Origin of the sequence: Bacillus sp. Marseille-P3661, from assembly GCF_900240995.1 — a bacterium.
Lineage (GTDB): Bacteria > Bacillota > Bacilli > Bacillales > Bacillaceae_J > OESV01.
In genome coordinates, this window is the sequence record NZ_LT965953.1 from 785,171 (window position 1) to 803,118 (window position 17,948).

16 protein-coding genes, 2 tRNA genes and 1 other annotated feature are annotated in these 17,948 nt (G+C 35.9%); of the genes, 15 read left to right on the plus strand and 3 right to left on the minus strand.

Features of this window, described 5'->3' with window-relative positions:
• Positions 1-22: 22 nt before the first annotated feature.
• Both bioB and C1724_RS03535 read right to left on the minus strand, forming a co-directional pair.
• Positions 23-1,015 (minus strand): biotin synthase BioB, encoded by a 993-nt coding sequence (gene bioB / locus C1724_RS03530; RefSeq protein ID WP_102345347.1) that lies wholly within the window; start codon positions 1,013-1,015, stop codon positions 23-25.
• Between the two features lie 87 nt (positions 1,016-1,102).
• The gene (locus C1724_RS03535) at positions 1,103-1,540 is read right to left on the minus strand and encodes a YslB family protein (RefSeq protein ID WP_258000272.1); all 438 of its coding nucleotides are present in this window, start codon (positions 1,538-1,540) and stop codon (positions 1,103-1,105) included.
• A 314-nt stretch (positions 1,541-1,854) separates the two neighbouring features.
• On the opposite strand from C1724_RS03535, the gene C1724_RS03540 reads away from it, so the two are divergent.
• From C1724_RS03540 to sdhB, 3 genes are all read left to right on the plus strand, one after another.
• A complete protein-coding gene (locus C1724_RS03540) occupies positions 1,855-2,466 on the plus strand; it encodes a succinate dehydrogenase cytochrome b558 subunit (protein ID WP_102345348.1) in 612 nt (203 codons plus the stop codon).
• Positions 2,467-2,544: 78 nt separating this feature from the next.
• The gene (gene sdhA / locus C1724_RS03545; RefSeq protein ID WP_102345349.1) at positions 2,545-4,311 is read left to right on the plus strand and encodes a succinate dehydrogenase flavoprotein subunit; all 1,767 of its coding nucleotides are present in this window, start codon (positions 2,545-2,547) and stop codon (positions 4,309-4,311) included.
• 1 nt (position 4,312) lies between these two features.
• Positions 4,313-5,068, plus strand: a complete 756-nt coding sequence (sdhB, locus tag C1724_RS03550; protein ID WP_102345350.1) for a succinate dehydrogenase iron-sulfur subunit — start codon at positions 4,313-4,315, stop codon at positions 5,066-5,068.
• A gap of 241 nt (positions 5,069-5,309) precedes the next feature.
• Here sdhB and C1724_RS03555 read toward each other — a convergent pair whose 3' ends face one another.
• Positions 5,310-6,500, minus strand: coding sequence for a helix-turn-helix transcriptional regulator (locus C1724_RS03555; RefSeq protein WP_102345351.1), 1,191 nt, complete (start codon positions 6,498-6,500; stop codon positions 5,310-5,312).
• A 375-nt stretch (positions 6,501-6,875) separates the two neighbouring features.
• Between C1724_RS03555 and gerE the strand changes: the two genes are divergently transcribed.
• The 12 genes from gerE to C1724_RS03615 all read left to right on the plus strand — a co-directional run bounded on the left by gerE (position 6,876) and on the right by C1724_RS03615 (position 17,838).
• Positions 6,876-7,100, plus strand: coding sequence for a spore germination transcription factor GerE (gerE, locus tag C1724_RS03560; protein WP_102345352.1), 225 nt, complete (start codon positions 6,876-6,878; stop codon positions 7,098-7,100).
• A 444-nt stretch (positions 7,101-7,544) separates the two neighbouring features.
• Positions 7,545-8,342 (plus strand): glutamate racemase, encoded by a 798-nt coding sequence (gene racE / locus C1724_RS03565; protein ID WP_102345353.1) that lies wholly within the window; start codon positions 7,545-7,547, stop codon positions 8,340-8,342.
• A gap of 173 nt (positions 8,343-8,515) precedes the next feature.
• Entirely contained in the window at positions 8,516-9,601 is a 1,086-nt protein-coding gene (locus C1724_RS03570; protein WP_102345354.1) for a GerMN domain-containing protein, read from the plus strand.
• A 141-nt stretch (positions 9,602-9,742) separates the two neighbouring features.
• On the plus strand, positions 9,743-10,495 hold the full coding sequence (rph, locus tag C1724_RS03575; protein WP_102345355.1) for a ribonuclease PH: 753 nt from the start codon (positions 9,743-9,745) through the stop codon (positions 10,493-10,495).
• Between the two features lie 16 nt (positions 10,496-10,511).
• A complete protein-coding gene (locus C1724_RS03580; RefSeq protein WP_102345356.1) occupies positions 10,512-11,147 on the plus strand; it encodes an XTP/dITP diphosphatase in 636 nt (211 codons plus the stop codon).
• Positions 11,125-11,643, plus strand: a complete 519-nt coding sequence (locus tag C1724_RS03585) for a metallophosphoesterase family protein (RefSeq protein WP_102345357.1) — start codon at positions 11,125-11,127, stop codon at positions 11,641-11,643. The genes C1724_RS03580 and C1724_RS03585 overlap by 23 nt, the downstream gene beginning before the upstream one ends.
• 150 nt (positions 11,644-11,793) lie before the next feature.
• A tRNA-Gly gene (locus C1724_RS03590) sits at positions 11,794-11,867 on the plus strand.
• Positions 11,868-11,901: 34 nt separating this feature from the next.
• Positions 11,902-11,975: transfer RNA gene (locus C1724_RS03595), tRNA-Arg, on the plus strand.
• Positions 11,976-12,525: 550 nt separating this feature from the next.
• Positions 12,526-12,806: a binding site (T-box leader), on the plus strand.
• A 171-nt stretch (positions 12,807-12,977) separates the two neighbouring features.
• Complete coding sequence (gene ilvB, locus C1724_RS03600; protein WP_102345358.1) at positions 12,978-14,699, plus strand: acetolactate synthase large subunit; 1,722 nt, start codon at positions 12,978-12,980, stop codon at positions 14,697-14,699.
• A complete protein-coding gene (ilvN, locus tag C1724_RS03605) occupies positions 14,696-15,220 on the plus strand; it encodes an acetolactate synthase small subunit (protein ID WP_102345359.1) in 525 nt (174 codons plus the stop codon). The genes ilvB and ilvN overlap by 4 nt, the downstream gene beginning before the upstream one ends.
• A gap of 61 nt (positions 15,221-15,281) precedes the next feature.
• The gene (ilvC, locus tag C1724_RS03610; protein ID WP_102345360.1) at positions 15,282-16,307 is read left to right on the plus strand and encodes a ketol-acid reductoisomerase; all 1,026 of its coding nucleotides are present in this window, start codon (positions 15,282-15,284) and stop codon (positions 16,305-16,307) included.
• Positions 16,294-17,838: a 2-isopropylmalate synthase gene (locus C1724_RS03615; RefSeq protein WP_102345361.1), complete on the plus strand. Its 1,545-nt coding sequence runs from the start codon at positions 16,294-16,296 to the stop codon at positions 17,836-17,838. The genes ilvC and C1724_RS03615 overlap by 14 nt, the downstream gene beginning before the upstream one ends.
• Positions 17,839-17,948 lie beyond the last annotated feature (110 nt).

Genomic DNA, 17,948 nt, shown 5'->3' on the forward strand with positions numbered 1-17,948 from the left:
TTCTATATGCTGTATAAAAAAATTATAACCCCTCAGCAACAGGAGTTACAAAGTCCACCTCAAAACCTAAATCTTCTAACATTCGATGATCTGATGTACTTTCAGCGCCTTTCGTAGTTAAATAGTCTCCTACAAAAATCGAATTGGCTGCATACAATCCTAATGGCTGTAAGCTCCTCAGGTTAACCTCTCGTCCACCTGAAATTCTTATCTCCTTAGAAGGATTCATAAATCGAAATAACGCTAAAACTTTTAAGCAATAACGCGGATTTAATTCATTAGTACCTTCGAGTGGTGTTCCATCAATCGCATGTAAAAAGTTAACAGGGATAGAATCAGCATCGAGTTCCTTTAGATTTCTTGCCATCTCAATGATATCGATTTTAGATTCTTTCATACCGATAATTACTCCTGAACATGGTGAAATTCCGGCGTACTTTATTGTGTTAACGGTATTCACACGATCTTCGTATGTATGTGAAGTAGTAATTTGATTGTGATGACTTTCAGATGTATTAATATTGTGATTATATCTATCAACCCCGGCAGCTTTAAGCCGCAGTGCTTGTTCAGGTTTTAGAATGCCAAGGCAGGCACAAACCTTTAAGTTATATCTTTGTTTAATTTCAGTAATTGTATCTACAACAGTATCAAGCTCCCGATCAGTAGGGCCTCTCCCGCTTGCAACAATACAATATGTTCCTGCATTTAGTTTTGCAGCTTGAGCTGCGCCATTTAGCAAAGAGTCTTGATCCAACATATAATATTTGTCTATCGGTGCCTTTGATATTGAGGATTGTGAACAATATCCACAGTTTTCAGGACATACTCCAGACTTGGCATTTATGATCATATTTAATTTTACCTTTTTTCCAAAATAATGCTTTCTAATTTCAAATGCACCATTTAATAGTGGTAAGAGTTCATCATCAGAACAATTTAAAATGCCAAGTGCTTCATCATTGTTGATAACCTTTCCATTAAGTACTTCCTGGGCTAATATCTTCCAATCCACAAAAAATTCCCCCTCGTTTATGTTAACCTTTATATTGGATAGGTTAACATAAACAAGAGGTTTATTCTAGAAATTAATTTGTAATTTTTAGTTCCACTGGATAATGAAGGTTACAATTCCTTGTTTTCTTTTTAATTGTTCTAATGCCTCAGCTTGCTGTTTTACTTGAAATTGGATTTGTTCTGCTAGAAAACCGGCTTCTAATTGGAAAGAACATTCTTCTGATCGCATTAGTCTATTTCCTATGTACTCACTGGTTAATTCGAAAATGACCTCATTAGTGCTCTCTTTAACAATACTTAATGCTCCCCAACCTGAGTCTTCAAAAAATTGAATTAGTTCAGCAGTTGAGTTTAAAGGATTCTTTCGGGCTAGATTTTTACCACCCCAGTAAAGGATTGAGTTATAGTCTTTCCCAAGAATGTCTTTCAACAATGTTTCACGTATAAGTTCATAGCCATAAGCAGGTATAGTCATTTTACTTAAAGCTTCGTCTATGGCTAATTTTTTGGTTTTGTTAAACAAATAGATCCCTTCTTTCTATAGTTATATTTTATAATAGTTTAGCAATTTATGGCAAACAACAGATATTTATAAATATTTTTTAAAGAAACCATATAAAATCATGCAATGTGTCGAAATTTTGAATAATATTGTTTTCGTATTCTTGACGTTAAAAATAGTTGAGAGTACAATAAAACTGTCACAAAGAATTCAAAGAAGCTACATATATATTTGGCTTCGGAAATCTAGTTTTATAAAATATGGGAGGTAGAAGTACTTATCATCTATTACGAGTTCCAAAAAAATAAGGTTAGATATTAAAAGGGGGGGCAAAAATGGCAAAAGAACGTGAGTTTCTAAATCGAAGACTCCATTCCTTGCTGGGTATCATTCCAGTTGGAGTATTCTTAATGAGTCATTTAATTACTAACAACTTTGTAACAAAAAGCCCGGAAGCATTTAATGCTGCGGCAAATGTAATGGGGAATTTACCATTCCGATATTTACTAGAAATATTTGTAATCTTTTTACCACTTATTTATCATGCTGTTTATGGACTTTATATTGCTTTTACTGCTAAAAATAACGTAAGTAAGTTTGGATATGTTCGAAATTGGATGTTTATCCTACAACGTATTACAGGCGTTATAACATTAATATTCATAGTATGGCATGTTTGGGAAACTCGTATAGCTGCTGCATTTGGAACACATGTTGATTATGACATGATGCACAATATTTTAAGTAATCCTGCAATGTTAGTATTTTATGTTGTTGGTATCATTTCTACTACTTTCCATTTTGCAAATGGATTATGGTCATTCCTTGTTAGTTGGGGTATTACAATAACTCCTCGTTCTCAACAAATTTCGACATATGTGACAATGGCAATTTTTGTGGCGTTATCATTTGCATTTATTCGAGTTATCTTTGCTTTTTTAGCTTAGATCCACAATTAGCCAATATGTAAGACAACCGTTTTGTATTAAAATAAAACGGATTAAATATAGCGGGAGTGAGTTAGTTTGAGTAAAACAAAATTAGTAATCGTCGGTGGAGGTTTAGCTGGCTTAATGGCTACCATTAAAGCTGCTGAAGCAGGCGTTCATGTAGATTTATTATCACTTGTACCAGTAAAGCGTTCTCACTCTGTTTGTGCTCAGGGCGGAATAAATGGTGCTGTAAATACTAAAGGTGAAGGTGACTCACCTTGGATTCACTTTGATGATACTGTATATGGGGGGGACTTCCTTGCAGATCAACCGCCGGTAAAGGCGATGTGTGACGCTGCACCAGGCATTATCAATTTATTGGATCGTATGGGTGTTATGTTTAACCGTACACCAGAAGGACTTCTAGATTTTCGTCGCTTCGGTGGAACACAGCATTCTCGTACAGCATTCGCTGGAGCTACAACAGGGCAACAGTTATTATATGCACTAGATGAGCAAGTACGTCGTCATGAAGTAGCAGGGCTTGTTACTAAATATGAAGGATGGGACATGCTATCACTTATTTTAGATGACGATCAAGTTTGTCGTGGTGTTGTTGCACAAGATTTAACATCACACGAGATGAAAGCATTTAAAGCTGACGCGGTTATTCTTGCTACTGGTGGTCCTGGTATTATCTTTGGTAAGACAACAAACTCTGTTATTAATACTGGTTCAGTAGCAGCAGCTGCATATGAGCAAGGTGTTATTTATGCTAATGGTGAATTCATTCAAATTCATCCAACAGCGATTCCTGGAGATGACAAGAACCGACTAATGAGTGAATCTGCTCGTGGTGAAGGTGGACGTATCTGGACTTATAAAGATGGTAAGCCTTGGTATTTCCTTGAAGAAAAATATCCAGCATACGGAAACTTAGTTCCACGTGATATCGCAACACGTGAAATTTTCGATGTGTGCGTAAACCAAAAGCTTGGTATAAATGGTGAGAATAGAGTTTATCTAGATCTTTCTCACAAAGATCCGAAAGAACTTGATATTAAACTTGGTGGAATCATTGAAATTTATGAGAAGTTCACAGGTGATGATCCACGTAAGATTCCAATGCAAATCTTCCCAGCTGTTCACTATTCAATGGGTGGTATGTGGGTCGATTATAATCAAATGACAAATATTCCTGGTTTATTTGCTGCTGGTGAGTGTGATTTCTCACAACATGGTGCGAATCGATTAGGTGCGAATTCATTACTTTCAGCGATCTTCGGTGGTAGCGTAGCAGGTCCAAATGCTGTGAAATATGCTCAAGGTCTTGAAAAATCTACAGATTCTTTACCTGAGTCTGTTTTTGAACGCCAACTTAAAGCTGAAGAAGACAAATATAGCGAGATTTCTGCTATGAATGGCACGGAAAATGCTTATGTTATTCATAAAGAGCTTGGTGAATGGATGACTGACAACGTAACTGTTGTTCGTTATAACGATAAGCTTCTTAAGACCGATGAAAAAATTCAAGAATTACAAGAGCGTTACAAAAAAATTAATATTAATGATACAGCTAAGTGGAGCAACCAAGGTGTTATGTTTACACGCCAATTAAGAGGTATGTTAAATCTTGCACGTGTAATAACATTAGGTGCGTACCACCGCAATGAAAGTCGTGGAGCACATTACAAGCCAGAATTCCCAGATCGTAACGATGAACAATTCCTAAAGCATACGATGGCTTCGTATAATGCTAAAACAAACTCACCTGAGTTCTCTTACAAAGAGGTAGATGTATCATTAATTAAACCTCGTAAACGTGACTATACAAAGAAGAAAGAGGAGGCAGCGAAGTAATATGAGTGAGAAAACTATTAAATTTATAATTACACGCCAAGATTCTCCTGAATCTGCCTCTTATCAAGAGGAATACGAAATACCATATCGACCAAATATGAACGTTATTTCTGCATTAATGGAAATTCGTAGAAACCCTGTAAATGTTAAAGGGGATCAAACTTCACCTATTACATGGGACATGAACTGTTTAGAAGAGGTTTGTGGTGCTTGTTCAATGGTGATTAACGGTAAACCACGCCAATCTTGTACAGCATTAATCGATCAACTAGAACAACCAATACGTTTGGAACCAATGCGTACATTCCCGGTTATTCGTGACTTACAAATCGATCGTAGCCGTATGTTTGATGCCTTAAAGAAAGTAAAAGCTTGGATTCCTATTGATGGCACATATGATCTTGGCCCTGGACCGAGAATGCCTGAAAGAAAACGTCAATGGGCATATGAATTATCTAAGTGTATGACATGTGGTGTTTGTCTCGAGGCATGTCCAAATGTTAATGAAAAATCTAACTTTATTGGACCACAACCACTATCTCAAGTACGTCTATTTAATGCACATCCAACTGGTAATATGAATAAAGAAGAGCGTCTTGAAGCAATTATGGGAGATGGTGGACTAGCTAACTGTGGTAACTCACAAAACTGTGTTCAATCATGTCCAAAAGGTATTCCATTAACTACATCTATTGCAGCTCTTAATAGAGATGCAACTGTTCAAATGTTTAAAAACTTCTTCGGAAGTGACAAATAAATAATAAATAGATTTTAAGATTACTAAAGGTTGGGTCTCTTATAAAAGAGGCCCTTTTTTGTAGCTTAGAATTGATAATGACGTGCCTTAAAAAAGTCTAAATAAAAATGAGAGCAATATGCTCTCATTTTTATATTTTATACAATTAATGAATAAGGCATGAATTTAAGTCCTGACTAAATAGGTTTAAAAAGCCCAGTTTTTTGTAAATGGTCGATGAATGACGGACAGTAAGCAAACACTATTCATTGACAGTGATAATATGTTCCTCTCTATATTCACTTGGAGACATTCCTTCATTTTTTTTGAAGATTGAACTAAAGTAGTTAGGTGTATTAAAGCCAACTTGTGCAGCAATAGATTCAATTGTGTCATTCGTATTAGCAAGTAACCATTTTGCTCGTTTGATTCTTATGTTTGTTACATATTCTACAAATGATACACCAAGTTCTTTTTTAAATAATCGACTAAAATAGGTATGGCTAAGGTGTACTTTATTTGCAACCTTTTTAATAGATAAGTCTTCATGGAAGTAATTAGATATATATTCAATACATTTTTGAAGATTTTGGTCTTTTGTTAATTCCTCATAAAAATTTAGTAATGATCCTTCGTTTAAGGATTGTCCCAAAGCTTTACGCGCTTCTAAATATGGTTGATATAAATTTTGCGGTTCATTGTATACTGATCCGACCCCAACATGAAGTGTAATTCCGTATTCGTTTTTTATTTCGTCAATAAGTTTAAAAAGGTAATATCGTATTTGATCCCATTCACGAATAGATTTATACACATATGGTACGTGGAATAAAACTGCCAAATATCGTCGGAATGAAACGAAATAGACGTCCTTTACCCAATGTGATAAATGATTTTTTATTACGGAGCGAAGATGTGAGCGAAGTACGCGCCTTCCTTCTTCATTTTCGATAAAATCTTGAGCCCCTTTCGTTCCTTGGACAAGACAGACAATATTAGGTATATGCTCCATTTTCGAGTACGCTTTATACTGTTCAAACTCTTCCGTTTCTTTGATTTCACCACAGAGCAGTTTTCTTAAAAACATTTCACGAATAATTGGCAAATCAGCTAAATCGTTAACAGATGTTTTAATGGCGTTAATGAATGTATTTTTTCTGATTGGATTTAACAGTAACGAATGTGCATTTAAATTAACTGCTATGGGAGCTGTTTTCAGATTTGTTTCATCCATTATAACGATTAATTTACTTTGTAAATGCCTTTTTCTCAATCGATTAATCTTTACCCAATCGAAAGGTTCGTTTACCTGTGCAACAATAATATCAATCTGAACTGGTAAGTCTATACTTTCCAAATAAGTTTGGTATTGCCCGTCGAACGATTCGTGTATCCAATCGTTTAACCTTTCGTATAATTCGGGTTGTAAACCTGCAAATTTCACATTATACATCGTTATTCATGCCTCCCCCATATGAGTGTACCTTTTTATATAATTTTGTACGTGCTTATCCAGCTCCAACTCTTAGACCCTCTGGTTCAAAGATGCACAGGATGTGCTAATGTCGGCGTTGATTTAGGAAGTAGAAACCTTAGCCGATGCTTGCCTTCCCTGTCGGGCTCGACCATGACGCTTGCGCTTTTCTTAAGTTATTATTGATTTAATTATACTAAATTATTTTAAGCAGTGTATTATATTTTAATAATGTTTTAAATTGTTCATAAATGTACGTGTCACAGTCTTCAAGGCATTCACATAGTATATCAAGACTAAATATATTCCCTTCCAGTAACGCAGTTCATGCCCTAGTAAGGAGGGAAAAATTGATTGAAGGAAAACAACTACCAACCGAAGCCATTACTAACAAAGAGAGAAAGAGAAGTATTTGAGTTGTTAGTACAGGATAAAACAACTAAAGAAATTGCTGAGGAACTTTTTATCAGTGAGAAAACGGTTCGCAATCACATTTCGAATGCCATGCAAAAGCTGGGAGTTAAGGGGCGTTCTCAAGCTGTCGTGGAACTCCTTCGAATGGGGGAATTAGAACTCTAATGTTCGCCGGCTTTCATTAAAAAGCCGGCATTATTTTTTATAAAGTAACTAAATAACTAACTTTTAATAACGAGGTTAATATTAAAACCTGCGTTTGTTTAAGTTAGTTATTTAAGTTAATATTCTTTTGAACTATTAGAGGTTAATCAAATATGCTATAATTATTTTTCGAATGCACGGTATCTAATTGATTTTTAGAAATCAGGGCAGATTTAATTGCTGAGTAATTTAGTATGTAAAATGCTTAAATCTGTCTTATTAAAGGAAGAAGATTGATAGTTGCATTGATTGGTATAAGGTGGTAAACATTAACGACTTAGTTGAATTTACATCTTTTAATGGACTTGTCAAAATGATAGTGATTTTATTTATATAATTTTTTAAAAATCAATATACACTGCATGCACAATATATATAACATCAGAAAAATGAGGCGATTTATTTTTGAATAGACCTATAGGTGTAATAGACTCAGGTGTTGGTGGATTAACTGTAGCAAAAGAAATTATGAGACAGCTTCCAAAGGAAGAAATTATTTATTTAGGAGATACTGCACGTTGCCCCTATGGTCCTCGACCAGCTGAAGAGGTCCGGAAATTTACTTGGCAATTAACAGAGTACCTTTTAAGCTATAATATTAAAATGTTGGTTATTGCTTGTAATACTGCAACTGCAGTTGTCTTAAGTGAAATAAGACAAACCCTAGATATTCCAGTGGTTGGGGTGGTTCATCCAGGAGCTAGAACAGCTTTAAAAGTTACAAAGAATATGCATATAGGTGTGATCGGTACAATCGGTACGATTCAAAGTGGGGCGTATATTACTGCGCTAGAAAGTATTAATCATAATATTATGGTTGAAAGTCTTGCTTGTCCGCCATTTGTTCCAATCGTTGAAAGTGGTGAATTTGAAGGCGAAGCAGCACTTGAAATTGTTAAGGATTCACTTGCACCGCTAAAAAGGCATGATATTGATACGCTAATATTAGGGTGTACGCATTATCCTTTACTTAGACCGGTGATTCAGGAAGTTATGGGGCATAAAGTGTCATTAATTTGTTCTGGAGATGAAACCGCACGTGAAGTAAGTACGCTTTTGCATCATTCAAATATGCTAGTGACTACAAATCGGGAGCCTAACCACCTGTTCTTAACAACAGGCCCGAAGGAAATTTTTCAGCAAATCGCATCAAAGTGGTTTGAACATCCTATTCATAACGTAAAATCGATTGTTTTAGAGTAAGAAACCTCCAAGCGAGGTTTTTTTCTATATAGGATCTTATTTAATCATGATTAAATAGACGCTCCCAAAATAGGCTAAAAGTAAGTTTTTTAAAGTCTTAAAAATTTAAGGTCTAAAAACAGATAGAGCTCGTATATATAGTAGTACAAACTGCCTTGGGAGGGAGATTCAACATGACTACTATTAAAAAGTCAGCTATTTTGGCATCTTTATTAGCTTTTTCAACTGTTTTAACAGGTTGTGCTTTAGGCGGTGAACAAGCAGTTCGCCAAATGGAGGAAACGCCCCCACAACAAGTTACATATGTTGAGGAGGAAACGTTAGAACAAGATACATCTTCTACTAGTGAGGAAGTATCATCAGTTGACGAGCAGGAAGAGGCCACGGATGTTGTAACAAGAGAGCTTTATTTGTTAGATAAAAATGGATATGTAGTTCCTCAAACTATAACATTACCAAAAACACAAGAAGTTGCTAAACAAGCAATAGAGTATCTTGTAGATGGCGGTCCTATTACTGAATTATTGCCAAATGGCTTTAAAGCAGTATTACCGGCTGGAACGATGGTTAACGGTGTTAACCTAGTAGATGGTACCTTGGTTGTTGATTTTTCTGAGGAATTCAAAAATTATCAGCCAGAAGACGAGCTTAAAATACTACAAGCTATCACATATACGCTCACGCAGTTTGAGACGGTTGATAAGGTGAAAATTCAAATAAATGGGTATGATCAAGATACTATGCCTGTTAACGGCACCCCAATTAATGAAGGAACGAGCCGTGCTAATGGAATAAATTTTGATAATGGTGAGATCGTGGATGTTGTAAATAGTAAAGCGGTTACGCTTTACTTTCTATCCCAAAATGGTGATGATTATTACTATGTCCCTGTGACAAGACGTGTGAATAAAAATGAGACAAATAACATTGTAGCTACTGTTAACGAGCTTATAAAAGGCCCTAATTATTCGTCGAATTTATTTAGTGCACTGCATGATGGTATAGAATTATTAGAGGAACCCAAATACGAAAATGGTGTTGTTACTTTAAATTTTAATGAAAGCTTGCTTGGGAGTCTCCAAGGCACCGCTTTATCACAGGATTTATTAAACTCGCTTGTTCTTTCATTAACAGCGCAAGAGGGTGTGGAAAGTGTCGCATTGCAGGTTAATGGTGAAGAAAAATTAGTAAACGAACTAGGAGAAACGATTGCTGCACCTGTATCTCGCCCTGAAACTGTAAATACTGGTAGTTTTTAGTGAGGAATTTGTTATAATAACAATGAAACTGTGAAGGTTGGCAATTATGCCGCCTTTTTTATTTCGAGAAATTTGGATTAGCACATCCGATTTTAGTATAAAGTAACAATGGTTGAAAACAGTAATTTAGGAGGAGTAACTTTGAGAGTAGATGGACGTAATCGAGATGAAATAAGACCTGTACGTATCGAAACCAATTATATTAAATATCCAGAAGGTTCAGTATTAATTTCAGTTGGTGATACAAAGGTAATATGTACCGCTAGTATTGAGGATCGTATTCCTCCTTTCTTACGTGGTCAAGGTAAAGGATGGATAACTGCCGAGTATTCAATGTTACCGCGGGCAACGCAGCAAAGAACAATTAGAGAATCGAGCAAAGGTAAGGTAACCGGTAGAACGATGGAAATCCAGCGTTTAATTGGACGTGCATTAAGATCTGTTGTCGATTTGAATATCGTGGGTGAAAAAACGATTTGGATCGATTGCGATGTAATTCAGGCTGATGGAGGTACAAGAACGGCTTCTATTACAGGCGCATTTGTTGCAATGACATTAGCTTTGGCAAAACTTGTAGAGAAGAAAGCTGTTAAACAATTACCCATCAAAGATTTTTTAGCTGCTACGTCTGTTGGAATTGATCCAGAGTTAGAAGAAATATTAGACTTGAATTATATTGAAGATTCAAAAGCAAAGGTAGATATGAATATTATCATGACAGGCCAGGGTGAATTTGTCGAACTGCAAGGAACAGGAGAGGAGGCAACCTTCTCAGCTGCACAACTACAACGATTGTTAGCTTTAGGGGAGAAGGGGGTTAAAGAATTGATAGAATTACAAAAAGATGCCCTAGGGAATATAGCAGAACAAATCTTATCAAATAATGGTAGATAATAAGGAGAGAGATAGATTGCGGGAAATTTTAATTGCAACAAAAAATTTGGGTAAAGTAAAAGAATTTAAATCATTGTTTTCCCAAAAAGGTATAGCGGTAAAATCACTATTAGATTTTCCGGCTATTGAAGACGTAGAAGAAACTGGTGAAACTTTCATTGAAAATGCGAAGTTAAAAGCTGAAACGATTGCTAAACAATTTAATGAAATTGTAATCGCTGATGACTCTGGATTATCAATAGATGCCTTAAACGGGGAACCTGGTGTTTATTCTGCGAGATATGCAGGTGAACCGAAAAGTGATCTAGCAAATATAGAAAAGGTGTTGGAAAAGTTAAGTGGAGTTCCTTTTGGAAAAAGAACTGCACGTTTTTACTGCGTATTAGCTGTTGCAATACCAGACAAGGAAACAAAATGTATTGAAGGTACTTGTGAAGGTATTATTACAGAATCTCCTGTGGGTGAAAATGGATTTGGCTATGATCCTATTTTTTATGTACGGGAAAAGGAGAAAACTATGGCTGAACTTACAAACGAAGAAAAAAATACTATAAGCCATCGCGCTAACGCTATGAAAAAATTAGCGGAAAATTGGGAAACAATCTTTGATAGGAGTGGAGAATCTGGTCATGAAGGTTCTGATAGTAAGTGATAGCCATGGATTAAATAAGGAACTTGATATAATAATAAATAGACATAGCAATGAAGTGGATGCAATGATTCATTGTGGAGATTCAGAACGTGATGCTGACTCACAAGAGATGTTAAATTTTATTACAGTAAGAGGGAATTGTGATTTTGACGAAAACTATCCACTTGAACAAGTTAAAGAAATAAAAAATGTATCATTTTACATTACACATGGCCACTTGTATAATGTAAAATTATCACTTCTAAATTTAAAATATAGAGCAGAAGAGGTCGGGGCATCAGTCGTTTGTTTTGGCCATTCACATATTGCTGGAGCAGAACTTATTGATGGTATATTGTTCATTAATCCAGGTAGTATCCGGTTACCAAGGCTTCGCAATGAAAAAACATATGCAATTATTGAGATAGATGAAACGTTAATATGTACTGTTCATTTCTATAATAGTCAAGATGGTTCAGAAATCAATTCGCTGAAAGGACTTTTTAAAATTGGTTAGAGCATGCTCTAACCTTTCTCTTAAATTATCTTTCTTTGTTGGTGATATAAAAAAACAAAAAAAGTCATCGAAACGTGTTGACATCATTTCTATAATGTTTTATAGTAATAAATGTCGCTGATGAAATTTTAGAAAATAATACATTCATATGCGGGTGTAGTTTAGTGGTAAAACCTCAGCCTTCCAAGCTGATGTCGTGGGTTCGATTCCCATCACCCGCTCCATTTATGAGACATTTACATAAAAAACTAATATAATGTCCCAGTAGCTCAGCTGGATAGAGCAACGGCCTTCTAAGCCGTCGGTCGGGAGTTCGAATCTCTCCTGGGACGCTAACTAAAAGGCTAGAAGTATGTATAATACTTTTAGTCTTTTTTATTATTAAAGCTATTTTTTATCCAGGCTTAGGTCTCTTCCTGAAAGGAAATGGCTTAATACAAGTCTTGTATCCAAGAATCAATGGTAAATAATATGATTAAGCTGGTAGATTAAGTGACATGTGGGATTGGATTGTTCCAAGGGATAAACCTCAAAATATTATTCAATAATAAAGTATTAAAAAGTGGAAAAGTTGTATTCAGCTTTTCTTTTTTGTTTTTAAAAAAAGATATTAGAAAAATATACTATTTTTATATAAGGATAATCGATAGATTAAAAAGTTTTATTAAAAATTTTTAAAAGTAAAAATTGTTGGTAGATCAACATTGTAAACGCATACACAAAAGCGCGGGTGATAGAATTATCAAATTATTTAAAAAAAGGTGGTTGACGGATTAATAAATTATGGGTAATATAGTCCTCAAATATAAAAACTTTTCTTAACAATCTCAGTAATTAAATATTGCTGAATTGGAAAGGATAACCTATATCATAAAATAATAATCGAAAACGTCGAAGAGGATAAGTAATCTCAGTTAAAGTATCAGCAGAGAGCCGGTGGTTGGTGCAAACCGGTGATACCCCTGATGATGAACTCCCCTCTGAGTATCAATCTGAACGCAGTTTTATCTGTTCAGTAAGATTGATCGGGTGCTTCCAATCACTCGTTATAAAAAAGAACGTAGCAAAGTGGTTATTCTTTGTCGTTCATGAGAGAATTTTCCGAAAGGAAATTTCAAAATTAAGGGTGGTACCGTGAAAAGATAAACCTTTTCACCCCTTTGCCGGATCGGCATGTTAGGGGGGGAATGTTTATCTTTTTTTAGTTTACAAAAATTCCCTTAACAAAAAAGGTAAAATAGCTTTCTGTCACAGCAATAACCGGGTTAAGATAATGAGAGATAATTACTCCATTTAGGAAGCTTAAGTAAAATGTTTAAGGAGGAGGCTTATAGATGGGTGCAGAAGTAAAAGCGCAAGAAGCTAATACTGTTCATCAAAAATTGAATGGTGGAAAAATGCTAGTCGAAGCTTTAAAAGCTGAAGGTGTTGAAGTAATCTTTGGATATCCTGGTGGTGCTGTTTTACCAATCTATGATGAACTATACGATTCAGGAATTCCTCACATTTTAACTAGACATGAGCAAGGTGGAATACATGCCGCTGAAGGATATGCTCGTGTGTCTGGAAAACCTGGTGTTGTAATTGCAACATCTGGACCTGGTGCAACTAATATAGTAACTGGATTAGCAGATGCAATGATGGATTCATTACCACTTGTTGTATTTACAGGTCAGGTTGCGACAGGAGTGATCGGTTCTGATGCATTCCAGGAAGCCGATGTAATTGGTATTACGATGCCTATTACTAAATACAGTTTTCAAGTTCGAAAAACTGAAGACTTACCAAGAATCATTAAAGAGGCATTCCATATTGCAACTACTGGTCGTCCAGGCCCGGTATTAATTGATATACCAAAGGATATGGCGACAACTATTGCTGATTTTAACTATAACGATATTCAGGTAAATATACCTAGCTATCAACCAACATATTCGCCAAACCATCTGCAAATTAGAAAAGTGGTAGAGGCTGTTAGTTCAGCAAAGAAACCAGTTGTACTAGCTGGTGCGGGTGTTTTACACTCAGGTGCGCATAATGAACTTAAAGAATATGTAGAACAACAAAATCTTCCAATCGTAAACACATTGCTAGGATTAGGAAGTATCCCAGGTAAGCATGACCTGTTTCTAGGAATGGCAGGGATGCATGGGACATATACTGCAAACATGGCGATTTATGAAAGTGATCTTCTAATTAATATTGGTGCACGTTTCGATGACCGTGTAACAGGTAACTTAGCACACTTTGCACCAAATGCAAAAGTTGTTCATATTGACATTGATCCAGCTGAAATCGGGAAAAATATTCCGACACAGATTCCTGTTGTAAGTGATGCAAAAGAAGCTCTAAAAGCATTAATTGCAGAAAATGGTGCAAAAGGAGATTTTTCAATTTGGCATAAAAAGTTGAGAAACTGGAAAGAACAATACCCACTTGCTTATAAACAAGAAATTGGTGTTTTAAAACCACAACGTTTGGTTCAAATGGTTCACGAACAAACAGAAGGAAAAGCTATTGTAATTACAGATGTCGGTCAACATCAAATGTGGGCTGCTCAATATTATGCATTTGAAGATGCGAATAAATGGGTGACATCTGGAGGCTTAGGTACAATGGGCTTTGGTTTACCTGCTGCACTTGGCGCTCAAATTGCAAAACCAGATGAAACAGTTGTTGCTTTCCTTGGGGATGCTGGTTTCCAAATGACATTACAAGAGCTTTCAGTAATTCAAGAGAAAGACTTACCAGTAAAAGTTATTATCGTGAATAACCAAGCACTAGGCATGGTTCGTCAATGGCAAGAGATTTTTTATAAGGAACGCTACTCACATTCATTAATTCCAAATCAGCCTGACTTTATCAAGCTAGCTGAGGCATATGGAATTAAAGGTCTAAGAGCTACGAATGAAGATGAAGCAAATGCAGCTCTTAAAGAAGCGTTTGCACATGACGGTCCTGTGCTAATGGATTTCCGAGTTGCTCCGATGGAAAAAGTATACCCAATGGTTGCACCTGGAAAAGGAATTCATGAAATGGTAGGTGTGAAACCATGAAAAGAATAGTAACAGTTACAGTTAATAACCGCACAGGTGTACTAAATCGAATCACAGGTCTTTTCACAAGACGTGATTATAATATAGAAAGTATTACTGTTGGAGTTACGGAAAACCCGTCAGTATCAAGAATGACATTTGTTGTGAATGTAGATGATGAGGGGAAAGCCGAACAACTGACAAAACAGTTAAATAAACAAATTGATGTTATTAAGGTGCAAGATATTACCGATCAATCTATGATAGCTAGAGAGCTAGCATTAATCAAAGTTATGAGTTCACCTCAAACGATTAATGAGCTTACAGGACTAATTGATCCATTTAGAGCTAATATTGTAGACGTTAGTCGGGACTCTTTAGTTATTCAGGTTACAGGTGAAAGTCAGAAAATTGAAGCTTTAATTGAACTTCTACGTCCATATGGCATTAAAGAAATTGCTAGAACTGGAACAACCGCCTTTACTCGCGGTATCACGAAGAAAAGTAGTCAAGAAAGTAAGCAAACTGCCTACTTAATTTAAAATATAAACTATTGACTCAAATTTAATCAAAACAATTAATGTAAAAGGGAGAGATTTTAAGATGGCAAAGGTATATTATAACGGAGATGCAAATGAAGCAGTATTAAATGGTAAGAAGGTAGCTATTATTGGTTATGGTTCTCAAGGCCATGCACATGCACTTAACTTAAAAGAAAGCGGAGTAGATGTAGTTGTAGGTCTTCGCCCAGGTAAATCATATGATCAAGCTGTTGAAGATGGTCATGTAGTTATGACAGTAAAAGAAGCAGCTGAAGTTGCAGACGTGATCATGATTCTATTACCAGATGAATTCCAACCAAAAGTATACAATGAAGAAATTAAACCAGGATTAGTAGCAGGTAATGCATTAGTATTCGCACATGGTTTCAATGTTCATTTCGGACAAATTGTTCCTCCTGCAGATGTTGACGTATTCCTAGTAGCACCAAAAGGCCCAGGACATTTAGTTCGTCGTACTTATACTGAAGGAGCAGGTGTACCAGCATTATTCGCAATCTACCAAGATGCAACTGGTAACGCTAGAGAAATCGCATTAGCTTACGCTAAGCAAATCGGTGGCGCTCGCGCTGGTGTTCTTGAAACTACATTTAAAGAAGAAACTGAAACTGACTTATTTGGTGAGCAAGCTGTACTATGCGGAGGTACTTCAGCATTAGTTAAAGCTGGTTTTGAAACATTAGTTGAAGCAGGATACCAACCAGAAGTTGCTTACTTCGAATGCTTACATGAATTAAAGTTAATTGTAGACTTAATGTATGAAGGCGGATTAGCTGGAATGCGTTATTCAATCTCTGACACTGCACAATGGGGAGACTATGTATCAGGTCCACGTGTAATTGATGAAGGTGTTAAAGCTCGTATGAAGGATGTATTAACTGATATCCAAACTGGTAAGTTTGCAAAAGGATGGTTATTAGAAAATCAAGTAAATCGTCCTGAATTTACTGCAATTACTGCATCTGAAAGTGAGCATTTAATTGAAAAAGTTGGTGCTGAACTTCGCGAAATGATGCCATTCGTAAAAGCTAAGAAACCAAAGGAAGTGGTCGCTAGTGCGAAAAATTAATATTTTTGATACAACTCTACGTGATGGAGAGCAATCTGCAGGAGTAAACTTGAATTTCACTGAAAAGATGGAAGTTGCTCGTCAATTAGAACGTTTAGGTGTAGATATAATTGAAGCCGGTTTTCCGGCTTCTTCTAAAGGTGATTTCAAAGCAGTAAATGAAATTGCCCAAGCGATCAAAAATAGTTCTGTAACAGGATTATCTAGATCTAATATGAAAGATATTGATATTTCATGGGATGCACTAAAAGTTGCTGAAGAACCAAGACTTCATTTATTTATTGCAACGTCCCCTATCCATATGCAACATAAGTTAAAAATGACTCCAGACCAGGTTTTGGCAACTGCTGTAGACGCTGTAAAGTATGCTGCAAGCAAATTCTCGATTGTACAATTCTCAGCTGAAGATGCTTGTCGAACAGAATTACCTTTCTTAGTACGTATTGTTAAAGAGGTAATTGACGCAGGTGCTACGGTAATCAATATTCCAGATACGGTTGGTTACATTACTCCAAAAGAATACGGAGACATCTTTACTTATCTGAAAGAAAACGTTCCTAATATAGGTAAAGCAATATTATCTGCCCATTGTCATGATGATCTTGGAATGGCAGTAATTAACTCATTATCTGCTATTGAACATGGTGCCGATCAAATAGAAGGTACAATTAACGGAATTGGCGAACGTGCTGGTAATGCTGCGCTTGAAGAAGTAGCAGTTGCACTTCATATTCGTAACGATTTTTATCAAGCTAAAACAGGCTTGAATTTAAAAGAAATTAAAAAGACTAGTTCCCTAGTTAGTAAATTAACAGGTATGGTCGTTCCAGCTAACAAAGCAGTTGTTGGTAAAAATGCTTTCGCACATGAATCTGGAATTCATCAAGATGGTGTGTTAAAAGAACGATCAACATATGAAATTATTTCTCCTGAACTTGTTGGTGTGGCGTCGAATGATATGGTATTAGGTAAACATTCAGGTCGACATGCATTCCGTAATCGCTTGGAGGAGCTTGGTTATAACTTAACCCAAGAAGAAGTTAACAAAGTGTTTGTAGCCTTTAAGGAACTAGCTGATAAAAAGAAAGAAATTACAGATGATGACTTGGTTTCATTAATGTACGAAGAAAAATTGGGCGATGCTGTTAAGTTTTATGAACTAAAATCATTGCAGGTTCAATTCGGTACACATCAAGTTCCAACTGCTACGATTTCTATGACTACACCTTCTGGTGAAGAAATTCAGGATGCATCTACAGGCTCAGGAAGTGTGGAAGCAATTTATAATACACTTGAGAGAATTATTGGCTCACCTGTAAGACTTGATGATTATCGAATTCAATCGAATACAAGTGGACGTGATGCACTTGCAGAAGTATTCGTAAAAGTTTATTTCAATGGAATGACTTCAAGTGGAAGAGGTACGGCACAGGATGTATTAGAAGCATCGGCTAAAGCATATCTTAATGCAATTAACCGCATCTTACTTCAGGAACAATACCGTGAAGAAATGCAAAAAGTAGCAAAGTAGTAATTTCCTGTAGGATGAATAATTTGAAAAATAACGTTATTCTATAAATAAGGCTTGTATCAAAGGGAGACAAAACAAAGTCTCCCTTTGACAATAATTCTAGTTTTTAA